We start from the raw sequence: 4,970 nt of genomic DNA on the forward strand, positions 1-4,970 counted from the left end.
TTGTGCTTGGTTTTCATCATATCCTTGTGGGAGACATATAACAGCTCAGCAATCCGGCGAATCATGTGTTCTTCATGTGCATCAAGGTGGTTATCGGAATAAGCAATGGTCCACAGGTATTCAATAACCTTGATTTTCTTTTCTGGCGAGAAATGGTCATTGATGAGACGCGTAAACTGGTAGAAGTCAACGGCCTGACGGGTCTCTTCCCTGGCCAGATCGAACAGCGTATGGGTTTCGGACTCGGTTAACTCGAATTTGGTTTGCAGGGCGGATTTGACGGCCTGAATCTCGTCATCGGTCGTCTTGCCGTCCTGCTGCATCATTTCGATCAACAGTGCGGCAGTCGCCAGCTTTAACGCGTGCTCGTGATCCTCTGTCTGCTCTGGCGACAGATTCTGTTCAAAAAAGTTTTTAATTGCATTTAGCATGATTCATCAACTGGTTTGATAACCCGGAAAAAATGTAAAGATTTTTGGCGCGCAGGCAGTTTAGCAAATGCCTTGCGGGGGGTAAAAGCCGGCATTACATAATGACTCGTAGCATACTGGCAATACTCGACTATACTTTTTCTACCATACATTGGCTGTATACACGGAGGTGTATCATGGCTATCGCACGCACACTGCAAACCTATCTGGCCCACAAGGGCATCGCTTACGACCTGTTACCCCACCGCCATACCGATACCAGCGTTAACAGTGCCAACAGCGCGCATATTCCGCCGGATCGGCTGGCCAAATCGGTGATCCTGGAAGATGAGAACGGGTATGTCATGGCGGTCATCCCCGCCAACCGCCACGTCCGGATCGGCCATCTCAACCGGGCGCTGAATCGACGCATGGGACTGGCGACCGAAGCGGAGTTATCCCCGCTGTTCAGTGATTGCGATCCCGGCGCGGTTCCCCCACTGGGCGACGCTTACGGTATTGCCACGGTGGTGGATGAAAGCCTCGACGAGTGTCCGGAGGTGTTTCTGGAAGCCGGCGATCATGAGGACCTGATTCACCTGAAGGGAACAGCATTTCGCCGGCTCATGCGCGGTTCACAACATGCCCGTATATGCTAGACGGGCGTGCCGAATACCCGCACCGATATAACGCGTTACCGACATATCCCGGAAGCCGCGGCAGCACCAATTCAATTCGCCAGTTCAGCTCAAGCGATCGGGCATTTGAAACAGCGGTTCAGGGACAACAGGGGAAGATGTGAATGAAAACAGAACATAGGCTGGTAACGTGTGAAACGTCGCCAGCCAGGCTCGCTTCGTTTTAATAGACGATGCTGCGAGCCAGCAGGATCATCAATACAAAAAAGCCAAACAGGCCAGCAAACAGGTAGCTCAGAGTTCGTTTAACAGCTTTATCTTCCATTTATCGTTCCTTATTGTTGAGAAAGAATTGGCGGACGTTGCCGGGAAACGATCTGCCCGGTAACTACACCCTACAGACCAGTTTATTGACAGTTCAGGCAAAGCGACACTTCAGATATTTAATTCATGTATAAGTTAATTTTTGAGTAAAATACTAGGGTATTTTTCAGGGAATTGCATCTGTCGCTAAAAACACTACACTGGAGAAACACAACACAGAACGATTTCAGGAGGAAACATGAATCAAAATATGGGCACTGCCGATCGCGCCATCCGGATTATCATTGCGATTATCATTGCCGCGCTGTATCTGACGGACGTGATTTCGGGCACCCTGGCCATTGTGCTGGGTATTATTGCCCTGGTGTTCCTGCTCACCAGTATTGTCGGCTTTTGTCCGGCCTATGCGCCCCTGAAGATTTCAACCAAGGGCAAAGGTCCCGGCAAGTAAACCTCTTCACAACTGTCTGTAACGGCTGCGCGGGGTGTACAGACCACCCCGCCCGGCTTTTACTCCCTTTCTATTTTACCGTTAACTCGATCGTTGCATTGAGTGTCACTCTCAGGGTCTGTGTCCCCGGCTCAACAACAGGGGCCGTGACCGCACTTTCCGACATAGCGGAGACACTTCGCATCATCCTGGGCTGTGCCGCTTGCCCCTGGGTATTGATATCCATTTCCACCAGGCGGAACTCCTTGCGCCCCAGCTGACGTGTTACATGTTCGGCGCGCTGTTTGAATTGCTTGATGGCGCGGCTAATCAGGGTCTGTTCCATCGCTTCCCGTCGGGTGGATGAAACCGCATAACCCAGCGAGTCGAGCGTCATCGTTTTCTGTAAACCGCCCAGCAGAGTGCTCAACGCCTCGATATCCCCGCTTTTCAGCTCGATGGCCTGACGGACCTGCCAGCCAATCAAACGTTGTTTTTGATAACGCGGGTGGGTTTGATAAGTCAGAGTGCGAACTTCCACCGCCGGCACCTGCTTGCTCTGCTCAATGGCCTGTTTAACCGTCCGGTTAACGGTATCGGCAAGCGTCGGCAGGTGCTCCCCTTCCTCGCGCGCCGACAATACGGCCAGCAGAGTATCGTTATCCACCTCCTCCTGGGCTGAGACGGAGAGATGAATTCGATCATAATGGCTGTTTTCACTCGCCTCGGCCGCAACACCCGGCCAGAAGCATAACAGCGACAGGCTCGCGGCTATGAGGCTTCGTTGTCCCACCATCACTTTCCCCCTGAAAACTGTCGTTTACGTTACAGCGCACCCATCCGGCGTAGCATCAAATAACCGCTGTCAGCGAGTCACTGCAAAATGGATGTTCAACAACTATAATCAGTTAACAAAATACCACAATTTGAGTCCGCCCCAGGAGCATGATTTGAAGATTCTTGTTATTCAGGGCCACCCTGATCCTGATACCAGGCATTACGGCCATGCGCTGGCAATGGCCTATAGTGACGCCGCCCGGGCGGCCGGCCATGAGGTTGAGACGATCAACGTGGCGACACTGGATTTCCCCCTGCTGAAAAACTTTGCCGAGTTTCACGCGGGTGAAACACCGGCGGTGATTCAGCAATGCCAGCAACAGGTAGCCCGGGCTGACCATCTGCTGATCGTTTATCCCCTGTGGCTCGGCAGTATGCCGGGACGCCTGAAGGGTTTTTTCGAGCAACTGTTCCGTCCGGGCTTCGCCATGCAGCCGCTGGACGGCGGGCAACGCTGGAAAAAACTGCTGAAGGGCAAATCCGCCCGGATCGTCGTGACCATGGGAATGCCCGCCCTGGCCTATCGCTGGCTGTTTCGCGCTCACAGCCTGAAAAGCCTGGAACGCAATATTCTCAAATTCACCGGCATCAGCCCGGTGCGCGAAAGCCTCATCGGCATGGTCGAAGGCAGTCCCGCGCATCGACAGCGCTGGTTGAACAAAATGAGCCGTCTTGGGCGGGCCGCCCGCTAAACACGCATTCGAGATTCCGGATAGCCGTTCAGGGAAGGGCAGCCACCGTACTGTCAGGCCCGCCACCCGGCGGGATGGGCCGGCTAAACTGGCCGATATATTGCCCGGCCCCCTCTTTTCAGGCGGCGGGGTGTGTTATTATCACTGCCTTCTTTGCACACTCCTTACCCCGGAAGTCTCCCTTGATTACGACCGCGAATATCACCATGCAGTTTGGGGCCAAACCCCTGTTTGAAAACATTTCTGTCAAATTCGGCAATGGCAATCGCTACGGCCTGATTGGCGCCAATGGCTGTGGCAAATCCACCCTGATGAAAATACTCGGTGGCGATCTGGCGCCCTCCTCCGGCAATGTCTCGGTGGACGAGAATGAGCGGGTCGGCAAACTGCGCCAGGACCAGTTCGCGTTCGAGGAACATACCGTGCTGGATACGGTCATCATGGGTCATGATCGCCTGTGGCAGGTGAAGCAGGAACGGGATCGCATCTATTCCCAGGCCGAAATGAGCGAAGAGGACGGCATGCAGGTGGCGGAGCTGGAAGTCGAATTCGCCGAACTGGACGGCTATACCGCCGAGGCCCGTGCCGGGGAGCTACTGCTCGGCCTGGAGATTCCCGAACAGCAGCATACCGGTCTGATGAGCGCCGTGGCCCCGGGCTGGAAACTGCGGGTGCTGCTGGCGCAGGCATTGTTTGCCGATCCGGATATCATGCTGCTGGACGAGCCGACCAATAACCTGGATATCAATACCATCCGCTGGCTGGAACGCGTCCTCAACGAACGCAACAGCACCATGGTGATCATCTCCCATGATCGTCATTTTCTTAACAGCGTCTGTACGCACATGGCCGATCTGGACTACGGCGAACTGCGCGTCTATCCCGGCAATTACGACGAGTACATGACCGCCGCCACCCAGGCGCGCGAGCGGCTGCTGAACGAAAACGCCAAGAAGAAAGCCCAGATCGCCGAACTGCAGACCTTCGTCAGCCGCTTCTCGGCCAATGCCTCCAAGGCCAAGCAGGCCACCTCGCGCGCCAGGCAGATCGAAAAAATCGAACTGGAAGAGGTCAAACCCTCCAGTCGACAGAGTCCCTTCATCCGCTTCGACCAGGCCAAGAAACTCTATCGCAATGCACTGGAGGTCAATGACCTGAGCAAGGGTTTCGACGGCGAGACGCTGTTCGAAGACCTGAACCTGCTGATCGAAGTCGGCGAGCGCATCGCCATCATCGGCCCCAACGGCATTGGCAAAACCACCCTGCTGCGTACCCTGGTCAACGACCTGGAACCGGACAGCGGTTATGTCAAATGGTCAGAGAACATCAACATCGGTTACTACGCCCAGGATCACGCCAGTGACTTCAGTCACGATCTGTCGGTGTTTGACTGGATGAGTCAGTGGAAACAGCCGGGCGATGACGAACAGGCCGTGCGCGCGGTGCTGGGGCGGATGCTCTTCTCCCAGGACGAGATCAAAAAATCGGTCAAGGCCCTCTCCGGGGGTGAACAGGGTCGCATGCTGTTCGGCAAATTGATCATGCAAAAGCCCAATGTGCTGGTCATGGACGAGCCGACCAACCACCTGGACATGGAATCCATCGAAGCGCTGAACCTGGCACTGGAAAACTACCCCGG

At 54.8% G+C, this 4,970-nt stretch carries 6 protein-coding genes; 4 read left to right on the forward strand and 2 right to left on the reverse strand.

Going from position 1 to position 4,970, the window contains the following annotated elements:
• Positions 1 to 431, reverse strand: a 431-nt coding sequence (locus RI563_RS12095; RefSeq protein ID WP_310694639.1) for a TerB family tellurite resistance protein, incomplete at its 3' end; no start/stop codon positions are given.
• Positions 432 to 607: 176 nt separating this feature from the next.
• Between RI563_RS12095 and RI563_RS12100 the strand changes: the two genes are divergently transcribed.
• Together RI563_RS12100 and RI563_RS12105 are read left to right on the forward strand one after the other, a co-directional pair.
• The gene (locus RI563_RS12100; RefSeq protein WP_310694640.1) at positions 608 to 1,069 is read left to right on the forward strand and encodes a YbaK/EbsC family protein; all 462 of its coding nucleotides are present in this window, start codon (positions 608 to 610) and stop codon (positions 1,067 to 1,069) included.
• 541 nt (positions 1,070 to 1,610) lie between these two features.
• Positions 1,611 to 1,823: a DUF2892 domain-containing protein gene (locus RI563_RS12105; RefSeq protein ID WP_310694641.1), complete on the forward strand. Its 213-nt coding sequence runs from the start codon at positions 1,611 to 1,613 to the stop codon at positions 1,821 to 1,823.
• A 70-nt stretch (positions 1,824 to 1,893) separates the two neighbouring features.
• Here the strand turns inward: RI563_RS12105 and RI563_RS12110 are convergent, their stop codons facing one another.
• The gene (locus RI563_RS12110) at positions 1,894 to 2,598 is read right to left on the reverse strand and encodes an SIMPL domain-containing protein (RefSeq protein WP_310694642.1); all 705 of its coding nucleotides are present in this window, start codon (positions 2,596 to 2,598) and stop codon (positions 1,894 to 1,896) included.
• Positions 2,599 to 2,752: 154 nt separating this feature from the next.
• Here RI563_RS12110 and RI563_RS12115 point away from each other — a divergent pair, with 154 nt between their 5' ends.
• A complete protein-coding gene (locus tag RI563_RS12115) occupies positions 2,753 to 3,331 on the forward strand; it encodes an NAD(P)H-dependent oxidoreductase (RefSeq protein WP_310694643.1) in 579 nt (192 codons plus the stop codon).
• A 206-nt stretch (positions 3,332 to 3,537) separates the two neighbouring features.
• Positions 3,538 to 4,970: ABC-F family ATPase (locus RI563_RS12120; protein WP_411293581.1), on the forward strand; the 1,433-nt coding region annotated here is incomplete at its 3' end.

Source organism: Thiohalophilus sp. (genome assembly GCF_031581315.1).
In the GTDB taxonomy this organism is placed as follows: Bacteria; Pseudomonadota; Gammaproteobacteria; order UBA6429; family Thiohalophilaceae; genus Thiohalophilus.